This is a genomic window from Paenarthrobacter sp. E2MeOHC11, assembly GCF_058744955.1.
In genome coordinates, this window is the sequence record NZ_CP196673.1 from 3,317,294 (window position 1) to 3,333,398 (window position 16,105).

Genomic DNA, 16,105 nt, shown 5'->3' on the forward strand with positions numbered 1-16,105 from the left:
AGTACGAAAGGGCATAGCGGATGAAAAAATTTGCGGCAACCCTGCTCATGGCGGCGGTTCTGGCAGTAACGGGTTTCGCTGCCCCGGCTAATGCCGAGCCTACGCAGGACAGCACGGCAATCGGCTGGTGGCCTAACAGCTTCACCACCACGAAGACGAACACCACCAGCATCGGTTGGTGGCCGAACTAAACATTGGGGGAGCGCCTCTCAAGGCCATATGACGTCAATTGATGCCCCGGGCTGCTGCCCGGGGCATCAATTTTGTTTCGGAGTATGTCGAGCATTAGTGACCATCACGCGCATGTGCGGAGCCCACGTTGACACGGCTGTCACACCGGGCGCCGGATAGAGAGGGTTCCTGGGCACTGCTGAGGCCGGGCGCGCCTCATGAAATCAAGCAGCACCGGTTCCTGACCAAGTGCGCCGATCCGACACGGAAGATCCGCTACGGCCCGCCAACCGGCAACTCCACGGACACCGTGGTCCCGGAGCCCAGCGTGGAATCCAGGAGCAGGCGCCCCATATGGCGGCTGATGATGTCGTGGGCGATTGCCAAACCGAGCCCGCTGCCCGGCACTGCCGCGGAAGTGGCGTTGGAGGCCCGGTAGAAGCGGGTGAAGATGTGTGGGAGATCGTGTTCCGGGATGCCCAAACCGTTGTCTGCGATCCGGACCAGCGCGAGTCCGCCGTTCTCAGAGGCCGAGACTGAGCTGGTGATGCCCACCCGTCCACCCTCGGGAGTGAACTTGATGGCGTTGGCCACGATGTTGGTGAATACCTGTTCCAGCTTTGCTTCGTCGGCCGTGACTTCGATGTCCTCAGTCCCTTCGGTAAAGGACACTGAGACGTGCCTGGACTCTGCCAGTGGCCGCAGCGTTGCAACCACCACTTGGAGGAGCTTGGCGATATCCACCGGCTTGAGGTCCAGGTTGCTGCCATCCTGCATGGACACTGTGAGCATGTCCTCGATGAGCCTGCGGAGGCGTGTGGAGTTCCGGGCAATGACGTCCAGCATCTTGCTGATGCCTTCGGGGACGGGCCCGCCGGAGCCGTCCTGGATCATGTCCAGATATGCGGTGATGGAGGTCAAGGGTGTCCGGAGCTCGTGGTTTACGGTGGCCAGGAAATCTGTCTTGGCCTTATCCAACTGCCTGAGTTGGTGGAGGACGCGCTGCTGGGCGCTGATGAGATGGCCCTGGATGAGGCCGTGGGCCACATTTCCAGCCACATGCTGCATCAAGGCAATCTCGGGTCGGGTCCAGTCGTGCCGTTCCTCCACGGTGGACAGCAGGATGATGCCCATGGCCGAGGCGCCTTCACCCACGGGGAGAAGGACAGTGGACACGGGGTTGAGGTCACAAGACCATTCCCGCAGCGCCTTGGCGATCTTTGAGTCGGGGTCCTCCCGGTGGTCCGTGACGGCGAGGACGTCCGCCTCGGCCCAAAGCCTGTTGGTCGTCTCGATAATGGCGTTCTCGCTCTCGCCCAGGCGCGCGGGCAGCAGCGAAAGGCCGGGACGGTTCCACTGAGCCCGGATACTGGGGACGCGTTCGTCCCGGAACGTAGCGAACCAGACGTGGTCAACACGCAGGGCCTCGCCGAAGCCGCGGACCACGTGGTCGGCGATCAACTGGGGATCGTTGGTCTCCCGGATGGCCGAGGAGACATTGCGGAGGCTTTCGCGGAGCGCTTCGATTTCGCCGCGGGAACGCGCGCGTTCGGCGGCCCGGCCGATCAGGGTTTTAACACGGTGGACAATTTCCCCCGACTGCACCGGGCTGATGACGTAGTCAGCTACCCGCCAGGCCTCCACTTCCTCAAGGTCCACCATTTCCTCTGCGGCGAGGACCAGCAGCATCGGGACTCCCGGGCTGCGCAAGCCGTGCGCAAGGGCGCTCTGAGCCACCACTACAGAGGGGTTGTGCTGCTGGATTTGCGAGGCCAGGGAGTCAGCGTCCGGGGCAGGGAAGACCTCGAATCCCGCTGAGGAAAGCGCGGCCGAGGTCGCGGCCAACCTGCCACTGTCTGAATCCGCCACTACGGCCGACCGGACATGCTGTACGTCGGCAACGGTCTCGCCCACTGAGCCCCTTCCGTTCCAACGTTCCATTCACGGTATTTCTTGATGTGGCAACACCCTATCAGCGGCTTTGAGGACAAAGGCGGCCGTGCGTCAAATGGCCGGGATGAGTCGCAGGGCACACCTTTACTTTGTGTTCCGGATTCGTCAGCCTTGAGGGTGTCAGCAGGGGAGCCACGCCCGCCTCCCCTGCAGCACCACCAATCGCGCAAGGAGCACTGTGGACCACCCAGCAACACCGCAGGATCATCAACAGGTGTCGTTTGAATTGGAGCTCGAGGAACCGGGCATCCTTCGCTTGACATGGCCGCGCGGGGCCAGGATCCAGGAAGCGGATGCCCAACGTGCCATGGACCGGGTCAACGAGCTGTGCGGCCCGGACCGCCATCCGATGATTGTGGACATGGCAACCACCGACGACGTCACCCGCGGTGCGCGCTCTGTGTTTGCCAAGCCTTGCCAGGCCAACCGCATCGCACTCTGGGGCTCGTCACCGGTGGACAGGGTCATTGCCAACTTTTTCCTGGGCATCATGAAACCCCCGTGCCCTACCAAGTTCTTCACATCTGAAACAGAGGCATTGGAGTGGCTGGTGGAGGCCTAGTGCCACCTATATTTGGAGAATGTTCTCCGCCCTCAGGAAGTACCTGCTGATCCCACGCCTCATCAGGCTCTCTTCCGCCGCGCCCAAGGACGCCCGTACGGCCTGGGATCAGTTCTGGGGCGACATCCGCTCAACCGGCGCCACGGGCGATGTCCTGTGGGACTCGGGCAGCGACCACGAACTCCTGGGCTACCTCCCCACATTGGCCGGGTTGGACCCCGCCCTGCCCGTGGTGGACGTTGGCTGTGGCAACGGCAGCTTCACCCGGCTGTTGGCGCAGCGCTTCCCGCATGCGCTGGGACTCGACTACTCCGCCAACGCCGTGGATCGCGCACGGCTGGAGTCGGCGGGGATTACGACGGCGTCATTCGCCGTGTGCGACATGACGGCACCTGACGCTGGGCAAACAGTCGCAACGGCACTCGAAGCTGCAGGCTGGGCCGGGGACGCGAATGTCTTCATTCGCGGAGTCCTGCACGTACTGGACCGGAACGGCCGGTCAGCGTTGGCAGCGAACCTGCTGCCTGTCGTCGGGACGCGCGGAGGCGTGTTCCTGGCAGAAACCAATTTTCCCGGAACGCCGGTGGACTACGTCAGCCACCTCGGGGCCACCCGGGATTCCATTCCGGCGCCTCTTGAGTGGGCCATTCGCGGACTGCCAATGCCGGGCCGTTTCGGGGCCGCGCAACGCGCAAAGGCCTTCCCGACGGCGGACTGGTCCCTGGTGGAGGAAGGCTCGGCGAGCATCGAGACGCGCCCGCTCAGCAACCCGTCGGCCCCGGACGTGATCCCGGGCTACTTCGCACTGCTGCGGGCGCGCCGAAACTGACGAACACTTATTTCAGGCCGGCTCCCGGCAGCAATTCGGTTGCGCCTACGGAGTCGGCAACAAACGCGTAGTCCCAAGCGCGTTCACGCCACTGGACATACCGGCCTGATGCGCCGCCGTGCCCACCGTCCATCTCGATCTTCATGACGATTGGCTCGGAACCGGTGGAAACGGAGCGCAGTGCCTGGACCCATTTGGCTGGTTCGACGTACAGCACCCGGGTGTCGTTGAAGGACGTCACCGCAGCGATTTTGGGGTAGGCCACGGCCCCCACATTCTCGTACGGAGTGTAGGACTTCATGTAGGCGTAGGCTTCGGGGTCCGTGATCGGGTTGCCCCATTCCTCCCATTCCAGGGCGGACAGGGGAAGCTCCGGATCCAGGATGGTGGTCAATGCGTCGACGAACGGCACCTGTGCCACCACCGCAACATACTTTTCCGGGGCCATGTTGGCTATGGCACCCATGAGCAAGCCGCCGGCGGACCCGCCCATGGCAGCGATTCGCGCGTGGTCCGCCCAGCGTGACCCTGCCAACCAGTCAGTGGCCGCAATGAAGTCCGTGAAAGTGTTCTTCTTGGTGAGCTTCTTGCCATCCTCGTACCACTGCCGGCCGAGTTCACCGCCGCCCCGGATATGGGCAATCACCATGACGATTCCGCGATCCAGCAGCGACAACCGGGCTATGCCGAAGCCCGGATCCATGCTCATCTCGTACGAGCCGTAGCCGTACACCAGTCCAGGGGCAGTGCCATCCTGCTGAACCGAAGCGTGACGCAGCACGGACAACGGGACGCGTGTGCCGTCGTCGGCCGTTGCCCATTCACGGGTGGCGACGTAATCCGCCGCGGAGTAGCCGCCAAGGACCGGGCTCTCCTTGCGCAGCAGCAGCTGGCCGGCCGGAAGTTCCGCGGTGGGCAAGACGAAGTCGTAGACGCGCGACGGAGTGAAATAGGAGGTGTAGCCCATGCGGATGACAGGAGCTTCGTAGTCGGACCCGGAGACCCCGGCGGTGTAGAGCTCTTCGTCAAAGGCAGGCTCCACAGGGGCACCCTGCGCCGTGGTGCCCAGGCCTTCCAAGGGCAGTACCTGAACGCGCTCGATGGTGTCCTTGCGGACGGACAACACCAGGTGCGTGGACGTGACGCCGGCGCCGTTGACGCGTACGGCGTCCGAATGTGCGACGACGGTACGCCAGTCCTGCTCTGCCACCGGCTTGGCGAGTTCTGCCGGGTCCACCAGGCTCACCATCGAGTTGATGGCGTCCTTGTTATGGGTCAGGAGCAAGGTCTCTTTGCCCTCCAGGAGGAAGGGCTCGGCCTCGTAAAGAATGTGGTGGTCGCGGGAGATAACGGTGCTCAGGCCGGCTGCGTACTGGTCGAAGCGGAGGAGTTGCGTCTCGCTGAACTCGGAACAGCCGATGCTGAGCACCAGGTGGCGGCGGTCCGAGGAAAGATCGAACCCAAGCCACATTGCGACGTCGTCCTCCTGGTAGAGAACCTCATCCTCCGTGACCGGAGTGCCCAGGACGTGTGCCTTCACCTGGTAGGGCCGCCACGAATCATCCACAACGGTGTAGAAAAGTCGGGTGCCATCGGGGGAAAAGGCCACCCCATAGAAAATGTCCTCGATGACGTCCGGGAGGAGTTCGCCGGTACGGAGATCCTTGATCCGGAGGGTGAAACGTTCGTCGCCTGAGTTGTCCACGGCGTAGGCGTAGAGATTTCCGTCCACCGTGACGGCGGCGCCGCCCACGCTGAAGAACGGTTGGCCCTCGGCTTCAACGTTGCCGTCCAGAAGCACCTGCTCACCGTCGATGTCGACGCCGGGCTCCACCGACGGGGGAGTCCAATCGGCTACTGGATCCCCGGTGTTCGAGGCCAGGACGCGGCACTGGATGCTGTACTCCCTGCCCTCCACCGACCGGCTGTAGTACCACCAGCCGTCCTTGCGGCTGGGCACGGACAGGTCCGTCTCTTGGGTACGGCCCTTGATCTCCTGGAACATCGCCTCGCGCAACGGTTCCTGGTGCGCCGTGACCGCTTCCTGGTACGTGTTCTCGGCCTTCAAATGGTCCACTACTTCGGCGGACTCCTTGTCCCTGAGCCACTCGTAGTTGTCCACGAAGACGTCGCCGTGGTGTTCGCGGCGGGTGGGGATGCGCTTGGCGACAGGAGGCGCGACCGCTGTTTCCGGGGCGCTGGCAGGGACCGAAGATACGTGGCTCATGTGGCCACTCTATAGACGGGCTCCGACATGGAACCAGCGATTTCGCTCAGAGCGCCGGGCGCCTGTCCGCGGTAGTGATAGGGAGCCATGACTTGGGCCACAACGTGGGATTCGCGTCATGTCTTGGCGGGTGCCGCCACTCCATATATTGCGGGCACGTTTTTCGTCCCGTTCCCGGATATTTGGAGGCTCAGATGGTTCTGCTGCAATCCCACAGTGTGCACATTGGCAGGAGGGGGGTACTTCAGGCGCGCCGACATTCAGACTCCTTGCGCCGATCCCAAGTGGATCTTGAGGTCATCATCCCGGCCTATAACGAGGCCGCGAGGATTCCCAGCACGCTGAGGCAGACTGTCGACTTCCTGGCCAGCCAACCATGGTCATCGCGCATCGTGGTGGTGGACAACGGCAGCGTGGACGAGACCGCGGCGGTTGTCCGTGGGATAGCCCGTGAAAACGGGGGCGTGGTCCCCATCTCTGTGGTGGGGTGTTCCCAGCGTGGAAAGGGCGCAGCAGTGCGCCGCGGTCTTCTTAGTGGAACGTCGAGGTTCACGGGCTTCTTCGATGCTGACCTTGCCACCCCTTTGGACACCCTCTCCGCAGCCATGTCGTATCTCTCCGATGGCGCATCAGCGGTCATCGCATCCCGCCATGCCCCTGGCTCCACGTTCGTCCGTCCCCAACATCTGGGGCGAAGAGTGGGCGGAACGGCTTTCCGGGTCCTGACAAGGTCCAAGGTCAAAGGCATCCAGGATACCCAGTGTGGCTTCAAGTTCTTTGAACGGGATGCCCTCACCGCGGCGATGGTGCAATGCCGAAGCACCGGATTCGCCTTTGACGTGGAGCTTCTTCTTCGGCTTCAGGACAACGACGCCAGCATTATCGAACTGCCTGTGGCCTGGACTAACGGAGCTGAATCAACATTCCGCCCCTTCCAGGACGGAATCGCCAGCTTCGCCTCGGTGTTCCAACTTCAGAAGGCAACCCCGTGACGTATGCCCTTCCTGACCTGAACTCCCCATCCCGACTCGCAGGAAAGCACGTGCTGGTCCTCAACTGGCGCGACGTCAGGCATTCACAAGCCGGCGGCGCGGAGCAGTACATGCATGAAATTTCCAAGCGATGGGTGCACAACGGGGTTCAGGTCACGTGGTTCACAGGGCGCGATGTCGGCCAGGCTGCCGAGGACGTCATTGACGGCATCCATATACTGCGCGGAGGCGGGGTTCTATCCATCTATGGACACGCTGCCCTTCGCCTTCTGCGGAGCAGTGGCCGGTTTGATGCCGTTGTGGACTGCCAAAACGGGATTCCGTTCTTTTCGCCTTTGTTCCTGTCAGGGGACATTCCGATCGTCCAACTGATCCACCACGTCCACCAGGAGCAGTTCCGTACCAGGTTCTCGCCGCCCATGGCCGCAGTAGGCCGATTCCTGGAAAGCTCGGGAGCCAAAACGGTGTACGGGCAGCGCTCAATAGTGGCGGTGTCACCCTCGACACGCCTGGAACTTCGAAAGCTCGGCTTTGCGGGTCCTATCCACGTGGTGCCGAACGGCACAATGGACATTCCGCAGGCTGTGGCGACACGAGCCCCTAACCCAACCATCGCCGTCGTCAGCCGGCTGGTGCCCCATAAACGATTGGATCTGCTCCTGGGCCAGTTCGCCGTGGCGGCGCGCCGTGTTCCCAAACTAAGAATGGACATCATTGGGGACGGCCCGGAGCGGGCCAGACTCCAGCAGCTGGCCATGGATCTGGGCCTTGACCACGCAGTAACGTTCCACGGCTACCAGCCCAACAACGTGCGTGACGAGTTGCTGAGCCGGGCCTGGCTCACGGCATCCACCTCGGCTTCGGAGGGCTGGGGCTGCTCAGTGATCGAGGCCGCGGCGTGGGGCGTGCCTTGCCTGGCATTGCGGGTTCCAGGCATTCGGGACTCCGTTGTGGACGGCAGGACAGGTTGGTTGGTGGAGACCCCCAGGAAATTTGGGACCGCCATGGTTGAGGCCCTGACAGCAATGCGTGAACCGGACGCAGCCAAGGACGTCTCGGCGGACTGCCGGGAATGGGCCAGCTGCTTCACCTGGGATCGCAGTACCAGGCTGCTCACTGGCGTGCTTTTGGAGGAGGAGGCGTTGCGCCGTGAGGGCGGTGACCCCCGCTCACGCCACTCGGACCTGTCCACCCTGGTGCGCTTCGAACTGCCCGAAGGGGCCGATTTGCGCTCCATCCTGCGACCCACCGACGAAGTTGCCTTGATGAACGACGGACATGTCGCGGTCCTGATGAACGGCCGCGACGAATTCGAGGCATTCGCGGCCGTACAGAAAATTGGCGTGCCAGCAGCGGAACTCCGTCACGCAGGACGCGACACACTCCTTGCTGGGCCCGGAAGTGCCGTCGCTCCGGCCGATGCCTTTGACGGTCAGTAGTGGCAGTTGGTCCGTGGATGTATCCGAACAGACCATGACCACAGAGGTGACCTTGAGGCCCAGAGCTGAATACAGGGAAAGGACTCCAGACCAGGACGTCAACATAGCCCAAAACAGTGGTTTCCTCGCTGTGTCTGCGGGAGTAGTGGGCGTGGTCAGCTACGCCTGCACGCTGCTCATGGCCAACATGTTGGGGACGGCGGACTACACACAATTCGCCGCCGCCGCGATGATTCTTGGGGTTGTGGGAATCGTCGCCAACGCGCTGGTTCCGCTTCCCTTGTCACACGTTGTTGCGGTGCACCCGGAAGGATCCGAAGAGCGCCGGAACGGTATGGCTTTCTCTGTCTTCGTATCGTGCATGGCGGGAATTGCTGCGGCCGTCATAACCGGCAGCGTCACGCTCGCGCTGGCTACTCCAGCCCTGGCAACAGTGGTGGCGTTGGCGGCCTTTGTCATCTTCGTCGTCAATGCACCCGCCGGATGGCTGCAGGGCGAGCTCCGCTTCACCTGGTACGCACTGTCCACGATCGGTGAGGTGGTCCTCAGGTTGATTTTCAGCCTGCTGGTGATCGCGATGGCGTGGGGAGCCGGTGGAGCAGTGCTTGGCTTCGTCGCGGGGTGCATGGCGCCGTTGGTTGTCCCGTGGTCTTTTTACCGGGATCTTCGCTGGCGTCCGCGGGTATTGCGTGAGAAATGGCGATGGGCTGAGACCAGCGATATCGCGTCGGTTCTGTGCGTGGTTTCGGTGCTGGTGGGCATCGACGTCGTGGTGGTCGGCTTCCTCGATAACGGCTCGGCGGCCGCCGCAGGATTCCAGGCGCTGGCCACGATCGCGAAAGGGCCCGTGTATGTGGCAGCCGGAACGGCGTTGGTGGCGTTTCCCCTGCTTCGCACCCCTGGCGTAAAGGTTGGCGAGGTGCTTGGCGCCTCCTTTGCTTCGTTCGGGCAACTCGTGGTGGTGGCTTTCGCCATTATCGCTACCGCACCGCCCCTGATGTCCGGCCTGATTGTTCCACCGAAGTACCACGGCTCCCTGAACCTCCTGCCATGGCTGGGGGCCTCAGGCCTTGGCTATGCCGTCCTGATGGTGCTTTCCACCGTCCTTCTCGCCCTGCGCGCATACCGTCGCTGCCAAATCGGTCTCGCCTGTGCATGCCTTCTGGTGGTTGGCGGGCTTTGGGCGGGCTGGCAGCTGGACGCGGTCACGGGAATGGCTGTGGGTTCCGCCGTCGGGGCTGTGACGGCCGGGTTGGTCCTGACAGTCCTCGCGCGACCTGTACTGATGGCAGCCCACCCGGGAAGGGGAGCGGGGAGGTTCCTGAATCTTGCTTTCGCCCTCATCGTGGTCCTCGCAGTCGCTGCGTTGGTTCAGCCCCTGGCCTGGTTGGTCCTTGCCACCATCAGCGGCTTCACAGTTCTTGCCCACCAGCGCGGCCTGCTGCCGTACAGGAACGACTTCAGGATCTCCCGACGACGCCGGCCCCGCAACCGAAGCAGGAGTTCGGGCCGTCGACAGCACCGCCCACGTCACCTGCCTGAACGCCCCGGGGCCGCCCCCGCCGTGCCTGGTGCGGGGAAACGGGTGCAGTGACCAGCAGCAGTTCGCCCTCAACAGATTTTGAGACGGAAAGACAACGATGAGAGTTTTACATTTGGGCTTTGAAGATCCGCGTATGCCTGGGGCGGGCGGAGGATCTGTGCGGACCCACGAGATCAACCGCCGCCTGGCTGCCAAAGACTTCCACATCACCGTGCTGACCACCCGATACCCGGGCTGGAAGGAACGCGTGGAGGACGGTGTGCACTATGTGCCGATTGGCTTCGGAACAGGCGGCAACCGTCTGACCAGGCTGGTGGCCTATGTTGTCCGACTGCCCTTTGAAGTCCATAAGCGCCGGGCAGCTACTGAGCTGGTTGTGGAGGATTTCTTCGCTCCGTTTTCCACCATGGCCGCACCACTCTGGACCAAGCGTCCAACCATCGGAGTGGTCCAATGGCTCCATGCCAAGGACAAAGCACGGCAGTACAAACTACCGCTGCACTGGATAGAGCGGTTGGGCGTCCGGAGGCACCGCAGGCTCATTTCTGTTTCGCAGGGAATCAGCGATCGATTGAAGGAACTGAACCCAGCCCTTCATGTGGACATCATCGGCAATGGAGTGGATCCCGGTATATGGAACACCCAACCCCGGCACGGGAATGATGTGCTGTTTGTCGGGCGCCTGGAGTACGAATACAAGGGTTTGGACCTTCTGCTGGAAGCCTGGGCCAAAGCGTGCCGCCGAGTAGATGGCAACCTGTTGATTGCGGGGAAGGGCCCAGACGAAAAAAGGGTGCGTGCGTCCATTCAGGATGCCGGCCTCTCTGAGCGCGTGCAGTTTCTTGGGTGGCTTTCAGGGGACAAGAAATTTGGTGCCATCAGTGACGCCCGGCTGATGGTGGTGCCATCCCGGCACGAGACGTTCGGGTTGGTAGCCATCGACGCCCTGGCCGCAGGCACACCGGTAATTGCCTTCGACATTCCCTGCCTGCGGGAGGTCGTCCCACGGGGAACCGGGTGGCTCGTGGAGCCCTTCGACGTCAAAGCCTTGGAAGAGGAAATTGTCCGAAGGTACCAGCAGGAGGGGCTGGAACACGTCGCCGCACGGGGACGGGAGTTTGCCGCGGACTACAACTGGGATGCGCTCGCCGACTTCCAGGCAGGGGCTTACAACACAGCTCTCGGCGAACTGAATGAACCCCGACCCAAACGGCAATGGGCCCTCCGCCCGGAAAGGGCTTGAAATGCTGCTCGAATCACGCGTTGAGCGGTCCATGGCAGGCGACGCGCCGTGGCTCTTCCTATCACCCCATCTGGATGATGCAGTGCTGTCCTGCGGGGCGCTGATCGAAGCTCAAGCACAGGGGCGCGAGATCATCGTGGCCACGCTGTTCACGGAGGCCATGCCGTCACCCCACACGCGCGCGGCACGGTCCTTCATGCGCCAATGCGCCATACCGGACGCAGGGGAACTCTTCGTGGCCAGGCAGTCGGAGGACCGGGCTGTGCTGGAGGACATGGGAGTCCAGTCAATTCACCTCGGCGAAGTGGACGCGCTTTTCCGACGCCGGCGCAAGCCGGCGATGTTAGGCAGCAGCGCGTGGGAAAGACTCCTGCCGGAACTCACCCATCGTTACCCCACTTACCGGTTCGACATCGCGTTGGGCAGGGTTTCCCGGGGTGACCAGGGGCTTATCCGCCAACTCCGGAGCAACATTGCCGTGCTCATGGCGCAGACCAAAGCGGATCTTCTCTTCTGCCCTGCGGGAGTGGGGAAGCATGTGGACCACCTCATCACCCGGGAGGTTGGCAAAGGCCATCCGGAGAGCTTGGTGATGTACTCGGATTTTCCTTATGACCTTGTGGCCGGGCCCGATGAAACGCACATGGCGAAGATGGGATTTGTGCCGTGGACTTGGGACTCAGGACTCGACGCCAAACCCGGTCGGATCAGGCAATATGCGTCGCAGGCTGACGCATTGTTCCCCGCCGGAGAGATTCCGCTGCAGCCGGAAATCTATTATGTGCCCGGAAGTGCAGCGCCTGCCTCGAAATACGGGGAGTCATGAACTCGCTTCACCTGCTGGAAGTACTTCCGACGGAGGGCCGCACGCGGAGTTCCGCCCGCAGGGCTCAGAGGGCCCTGCGGCGCAGCCGGTGGGTTGCGCTGCTGGTGGGGCTACTGGCCCTGGTGTTCCGGGTGTTCGGTGTTCAACGGGCCAACGACCTGTTTATTGACGAGGTAACCTACGCGGACATCGCACGACAAGTAGCTGATGGGCACATGCCATCAAGCTCGGGCGCTCCCTTCTTCCTGCACCCTCCCGGTTCGTATGCACTCAACGCCCTGGTCATTCGAGTGCTGGGCCTTGAAGGTCACGCCATGGATTTGGCTTTGCAGTTGCGCTGGGTCAACTCCGTCCTGGGAGCAATGACTGCGGTTGTCTGCTTCCTGTTGGTGCGCCGTCTGGTGGGAGTGGGACCTGCAGCATTGGCTGGCGTCATTCTGGCAAGTGATCCATTTGTCCTGCGCATGGACGGGCGGCTGATGATGGAAACCCCTGCGGGCTTGGCCGCGCTGTCAGGGTGGCTGCTGGTCCTTATTGCACTCAACAGGGAGCGGGGACGCGCGCGCCTGCGGATCGAAGTCAGTGCCGGGTTGGTCTTCGGACTAGCCGTCGTCATGAAGGACATGACGGCAGTGTTCACGGTGGTCCCTCTGCTGGCCGCGGTGGTCTGGCGCAGAACAGTTCCCCTGCAAACAGCTTTGCGTATCCTCGCGTGTTCAATCGTTCCGTATCTGGTCTATCTGGGCTTGATCGCTGTCACCGGTCTGTTTCCGCAGTTCATGGACCAAAAATCGGTGGGCATCCTCAGAATGGTTGGGGCTGTTCAGATGACTGGCTTCAATTCAGTCCCGGGTGTCAGCCTGACCGATCGACTTATGGATATGGCCGGCCGGTTCGGTACCAGCTACATGCTTCTGGGGCTCTCCGTTGTGGCTGGTGTTGTGGCCGCCGCTTCTCCGTCGGTGGGACGGCGGGTCATGGGTCTGTTTTCGATCATTACCGGTTTGGTTGGCGTCTACTCCGTGTTTTTCGGGGCGGCAGAGGAACAGTTTGGTTACTGTGTGGTGCTGGCCGCCCTGGTTTCAACACCCATAGCCGCTGTGATGGTGGTGAAATGGCGGCCACGCCTTCGAGGGGCAGTCATTGCTTTCGCTGCGATCGTTGCCGTACTTAGTCTTCTTCTCGGTATTCAAGCAAGGTCCGTAGTGGATGACGGCCTGATGCGTGCACGTGACTGGATGAATGCCGAGCTGCCCCTTTCCTCAAAGGTGGCTCTGACATCGGTCACCGGAGAGTTCGCTTTACAGCCACATGAGAATTGGGAGGTGCTGCCTTCGCTGCAATCCCTGCGGGACGGAGGCGCCGAGTACGTTTTGACGCAGGGCAGACCGCTGAGTGAGGGGTACGGTTTCGCTTCGCCGGAGTTCTTGGGATGGCTGCAGGACAACGCCCAACCAGTTTTCACATTCACTGGTCCAACGTCCGGTGACACTGTTGTGTGGATGTTGGACCGGGCAAGGCTGGAGGCCGCTGTCGCCGGAGGCCTGACACTCCCTCCTGTAACGGGTGGGTATCCATGAGACACCTGCTTCCGACTCTCTTGCTTTCCATCGTCCTGACCACTGTGATCGCGGGATGCAGCGTGGAGCCCGATCACGCAGCTGAGCCTATGACTTTCGGAGTCCTGGGGAGCACCTGTACTCCAGAACGGCTGGCAGCGCTCCATGAGGCCGGCGTTTCTGTGGTGGAGTTACCGGTGGCCTGGGATCGGTACCAGCCGGAAGCTGGACAGGAGAACCGTGACTATGTTGACGAGGTGCGGGCGCGACTGAACGATTGCCGCCAAGCCGGCATGGGCGTGATTCTGTCTCCCGGGCTGCACTACCCTCCTGATTGGGTAGGGGATCTTACTGGGGGCGTTCTGAAGGGCAGCGGCGGAGACGTGCCGAAGGATGCCGGGGCAGAGCTCGTCTTCAGTGCAGAGGTGCGGGACGCGGCACGGAAGTACCTGGCCCGCGTCGCATCGGACCTGGGCTTCGAGGGCATCACAGCCATCCGTGTCGGTACGAACGCCACCGGTGAGCTGGGGTACCCGGGGCACGGTGACGGTGACGGTGGCAGCGAAGACGGTGGCAACGAAGACGGCGGCAGCGACGAGGAATTCTGGGCGTTTGGTGACGCTCCCCAGTTCGGTATTGGTTTGGCTGAGGGGGTGGCGCCGTCTCCTATGCCGGGATGGGTTCCGGGCTCCCGTTCATGGCACGGCAAATCCGTCACTGACGAACAGGTGCAGAGGTGGTGGGACTGGTACGCCGGATCTGTTGTTAACGCGGTGGCATGGCAGGTGGGCGAGTTGCGGACGCTCGGATTTCAGGGGCGCGTGCATGTTCCGGTCGCGGGCCGTGGAGTGCTGCCGGCTGACAAAGCGGAAGCCGTCAAAGGTCGCTTGGACGGGCGGGCCAACCCTGACGGCGCTCAGGAACGTGGGTTGGACTATGCTGCACAGTTCGCGGTCCTGGCAACGTTGACGGGGGTGGACGTGGATTTCACCGGACTGGACGATGTGTCGGACGTCCGGGCGCGGGCTGCTGTTCCGCCGCAAGACCAATGTCAGCCGGGCGACGATGACTTTGTGCTGCTGGGAGATGTCTCCTCGTGGTCATCACACAGGTATACGAGCGCCCTGGCCCGGCGGGCAGGACTCGGTTTGGTGGGGGAGAACCCCGGACCGCCCGATTCACCGTTCACCGGCGGCTCGCCCGAGTCGCACAGCCTTGCTGAACAGATGGGAACTGCTCCGCGGTATGCGGTCGAATGCGGGATGGCGATGTTCTTGTTCGGCTTCGAAGAAAACCTCTTTGAAGATGACGACCGTGCGGGAAGCGGATTTGCTCTTGAAGAGTATAAAGAAGTTATTGAAGGCATTCACCGGTAACGTCACGTTCGCAAGACTGCGTGTACTCATTCAATGGACGGCTCCACGAGGCCAGTCCGAAGATCTGATAGGAGACTATGCGCGTGTCCAAAGACAGTGGTCCTGCTGAATTCGATTCGTTCTCACCTGTTGGTACAGGTTCAATTCCAACCCCAGTATCTTTACCGACACGCGTTGGGTGGCGTCATGGACGCGGCGTTCGCCTCCTCAAGGCCACAGGGGCAGCATTACTGGTCATGTGCGCCGTGACCCCTACCGCCGCCCATGCCAACGTTGCTGTGGCCGCTCAGAATGCGGTGCCTCTCAGTGTCACAGGGTCTGCCTGTTCCCTTAGCCTTGCCACTGGTAGCAGCGCGACGAGCGTTTACAGCGTCACGGCGACGCCAAATGACGCCATCGATGACACGGCAAGTATTCAAGGCAGGATCAATGCGGCCGGGAATGCTGGCGGCGGAATCGTAAAACTACCTGCAGGCACGTTCGTCATCAATGGCAAGCTTCGCATGGCGGGCAATGTGAAGCTGGAAGGTGCGGGGCCGGCAACGATTCTGAAAGCGGGTCCTTCATTTACGGGTAACACCGGACCTGCTGGGGGATATCCCATCGTGACGACGGCGGGCGCCGACAATACCACCCTGTCGAACTTCACAGCGGACCAGTCAGGTGACACATTGAACGGCAACGTCACGGGCCGCCTCAATGAGTACGTGATTGACGTGCGTGAGTCGTCCAATTCCCTGGTCCAAGGCGTACATACGAAAAATCCGTTTACGTACTCAATCGCGTTCGTCGGCGGATTGAAGTGGTGTGTTAGGGACAGCAGCACCCAGTCCGCAACGAACGGTAAGTACGTGGAACTGGACGGCATCCATGCAATGAATACGGCTAACGGCGACATTGTGGGCAACGTCGTGGACCAGCGCAAGGGCACGGACGGCGACGATGGTATCGCTGTTCACACGTACGGCAATGAGGACGTTCACGACATCAGAATTGCGGATAACACTGTTCGCGGAGGCCGGCACGGTGCCGGGATAGACCTTGCTGGGGGATCCGGGGTTGTTTACAACATTAATCTCACCGGTAACACTGTCTGGGGTTCACCTCGGGGGCTGCACGACGCCTACTACGACGGCACAAAGCAAATCCATCACATTCAGGTTGTAGGGAACACCTTTAAGAACAACGACATCAAAACAACCGGCGGGGCAGTCGACTTCGAGCGACCGGTGACTTACGTGACCATGACGGACAACACGGCATGCAACTCAGGTGATTACCGGCTTCCGGCCGGTACCGGGAATGTCAACGCGCGTAACACTCTGAGCACGGCATGCTGACCCAAGCTGGGCTCGTATCATGAGTCGGGCGCTCCTGGCACATTG

13 protein-coding genes are annotated in these 16,105 nt (G+C 62.0%); 11 read left to right on the plus strand and 2 right to left on the minus strand.

From position 1 onward, the window contains the following. The first annotated feature begins 20 nt into the window (after positions 1-20). Positions 21-191 (plus strand): hypothetical protein, encoded by a 171-nt coding sequence (locus ACSSVG_RS15515; protein ID WP_207594441.1) that lies wholly within the window; start codon positions 21-23, stop codon positions 189-191. A gap of 256 nt (positions 192-447) precedes the next feature. Here ACSSVG_RS15515 and ACSSVG_RS15520 read toward each other — a convergent pair whose 3' ends face one another. Beyond that, a complete protein-coding gene (locus ACSSVG_RS15520; protein ID WP_492415530.1) occupies positions 448-2,112 on the minus strand; it encodes an ATP-binding protein in 1,665 nt (554 codons plus the stop codon). A 190-nt stretch (positions 2,113-2,302) separates the two neighbouring features. Between ACSSVG_RS15520 and ACSSVG_RS15525 the strand changes: the two genes are divergently transcribed. Continuing rightward, positions 2,303-2,686 carry a DUF7793 family protein gene (locus ACSSVG_RS15525; protein ID WP_231340455.1) on the plus strand — a complete coding sequence of 128 codons (384 nt, stop codon included), beginning with the start codon at positions 2,303-2,305 and terminating at the stop codon, positions 2,684-2,686. Positions 2,687-2,705: 19 nt separating this feature from the next. Then, complete coding sequence (locus ACSSVG_RS15530) at positions 2,706-3,515, plus strand: class I SAM-dependent methyltransferase (protein WP_492415532.1); 810 nt, start codon at positions 2,706-2,708, stop codon at positions 3,513-3,515. 7 nt (positions 3,516-3,522) lie between these two features. Here the strand turns inward: ACSSVG_RS15530 and ACSSVG_RS15535 are convergent, their stop codons facing one another. Beyond that, positions 3,523-5,742, minus strand: a complete 2,220-nt coding sequence (locus tag ACSSVG_RS15535) for a S9 family peptidase (protein WP_492415534.1) — start codon at positions 5,740-5,742, stop codon at positions 3,523-3,525. A gap of 269 nt (positions 5,743-6,011) precedes the next feature. Here ACSSVG_RS15535 and ACSSVG_RS15540 point away from each other — a divergent pair, with 269 nt between their 5' ends. The 8 genes from ACSSVG_RS15540 to ACSSVG_RS15575 all read left to right on the plus strand — a co-directional run bounded on the left by ACSSVG_RS15540 (position 6,012) and on the right by ACSSVG_RS15575 (position 16,060). Beyond that, on the plus strand, positions 6,012-6,734 hold the full coding sequence (locus tag ACSSVG_RS15540) for a glycosyltransferase (RefSeq protein WP_253468941.1): 723 nt from the start codon (positions 6,012-6,014) through the stop codon (positions 6,732-6,734). After that, positions 6,731-8,173: a glycosyltransferase family 4 protein gene (locus tag ACSSVG_RS15545; RefSeq protein ID WP_492415536.1), complete on the plus strand. Its 1,443-nt coding sequence runs from the start codon at positions 6,731-6,733 to the stop codon at positions 8,171-8,173. The genes ACSSVG_RS15540 and ACSSVG_RS15545 overlap by 4 nt, the downstream gene beginning before the upstream one ends. Before the next feature lie 34 nt (positions 8,174-8,207). After that, positions 8,208-9,767 (plus strand): lipopolysaccharide biosynthesis protein, encoded by a 1,560-nt coding sequence (locus tag ACSSVG_RS15550; protein WP_492415538.1) that lies wholly within the window; start codon positions 8,208-8,210, stop codon positions 9,765-9,767. Between the two features lie 106 nt (positions 9,768-9,873). Further along, positions 9,874-10,959: a glycosyltransferase family 4 protein gene (locus ACSSVG_RS15555; RefSeq protein WP_492415540.1), complete on the plus strand. Its 1,086-nt coding sequence runs from the start codon at positions 9,874-9,876 to the stop codon at positions 10,957-10,959. Position 10,960: 1 nt separating this feature from the next. After that, positions 10,961-11,785 (plus strand): PIG-L deacetylase family protein, encoded by an 825-nt coding sequence (locus tag ACSSVG_RS15560; protein WP_231340462.1) that lies wholly within the window; start codon positions 10,961-10,963, stop codon positions 11,783-11,785. After that, positions 11,782-13,365 carry an ArnT family glycosyltransferase gene (locus ACSSVG_RS15565; RefSeq protein WP_231340463.1) on the plus strand — a complete coding sequence of 528 codons (1,584 nt, stop codon included), beginning with the start codon at positions 11,782-11,784 and terminating at the stop codon, positions 13,363-13,365. The genes ACSSVG_RS15560 and ACSSVG_RS15565 overlap by 4 nt, the downstream gene beginning before the upstream one ends. Beyond that, entirely contained in the window at positions 13,362-14,720 is a 1,359-nt protein-coding gene (locus ACSSVG_RS15570) for a hypothetical protein (RefSeq protein WP_492415543.1), read from the plus strand. The genes ACSSVG_RS15565 and ACSSVG_RS15570 overlap by 4 nt, the downstream gene beginning before the upstream one ends. 83 nt (positions 14,721-14,803) lie before the next feature. Further along, entirely contained in the window at positions 14,804-16,060 is a 1,257-nt protein-coding gene (locus ACSSVG_RS15575) for a right-handed parallel beta-helix repeat-containing protein (protein ID WP_492415545.1), read from the plus strand. Positions 16,061-16,105 lie beyond the last annotated feature (45 nt).

Coding starts and splice junctions, on each gene's coding strand:
- ACSSVG_RS15515 (WP_207594441.1), top strand. CDS start 21: ATGAAAAAATTTGCGGCAACCCTGCTCATGGCGGCGGTTCTGGCAGTA.
- ACSSVG_RS15520 (WP_492415530.1), bottom strand. CDS start 2,112: ATGGAACGTTGGAACGGAAGGGGCTCAGTGGGCGAGACCGTTGCCGAC.
- ACSSVG_RS15530 (WP_492415532.1), top strand. CDS start 2,706: ATGTTCTCCGCCCTCAGGAAGTACCTGCTGATCCCACGCCTCATCAGG.
- ACSSVG_RS15535 (WP_492415534.1), bottom strand. CDS start 5,742: ATGAGCCACGTATCTTCGGTCCCTGCCAGCGCCCCGGAAACAGCGGTC.
- ACSSVG_RS15550 (WP_492415538.1), top strand. CDS start 8,208: ATGACCACAGAGGTGACCTTGAGGCCCAGAGCTGAATACAGGGAAAGG.
- ACSSVG_RS15560 (WP_231340462.1), top strand. CDS start 10,961: ATGCTGCTCGAATCACGCGTTGAGCGGTCCATGGCAGGCGACGCGCCG.
- ACSSVG_RS15565 (WP_231340463.1), top strand. CDS start 11,782: ATGAACTCGCTTCACCTGCTGGAAGTACTTCCGACGGAGGGCCGCACG.
- ACSSVG_RS15570 (WP_492415543.1), top strand. CDS start 13,362: ATGAGACACCTGCTTCCGACTCTCTTGCTTTCCATCGTCCTGACCACT.